Source organism: Trinickia terrae, assembly GCF_005144415.1.
Classification (GTDB): Bacteria; Pseudomonadota; Gammaproteobacteria; order Burkholderiales; family Burkholderiaceae; genus Trinickia_A; species Trinickia_A terrae.
In genome coordinates, this window is sequence record NZ_SWJE01000070.1 from 1 (window position 1) to 261 (window position 261).

The following is a 261-nucleotide window of genomic DNA, read 5'->3' on the forward strand; positions in this document are numbered from 1 at the left end:
CTGCAAAGCTGGTGGATGAAGATCCACGTGCCGGCGAACTTCATCGGCTACGGCAGCTTCGCGCTGTCGGCGATGGTCGGGGTGGCGTACCTGATGAAGGAGCGGGGCGTGCTGGCGGATCGCCTGCCCGAGCTCGACGTGCTCGACGACGTGATGTACAAGTCGATCGCGGTCGGCTTCGCCTTCTTCACGATCGCGACGATTCTCGGCGCGCTGTGGGCGGCCGAGGCCTGGGGCGGCTACTGGAGCTGGGACCCGAAG

1 protein-coding gene is annotated in these 261 nt (G+C 66.3%); it reads left to right on the plus strand.

All coding sequences use genetic code 11. From position 1 onward, the window contains the following. Positions 1-261: cytochrome c biogenesis protein CcsA (gene ccsA / locus FAZ69_RS33110; protein WP_169708849.1), on the plus strand; the 261-nt coding region annotated here is incomplete at both ends.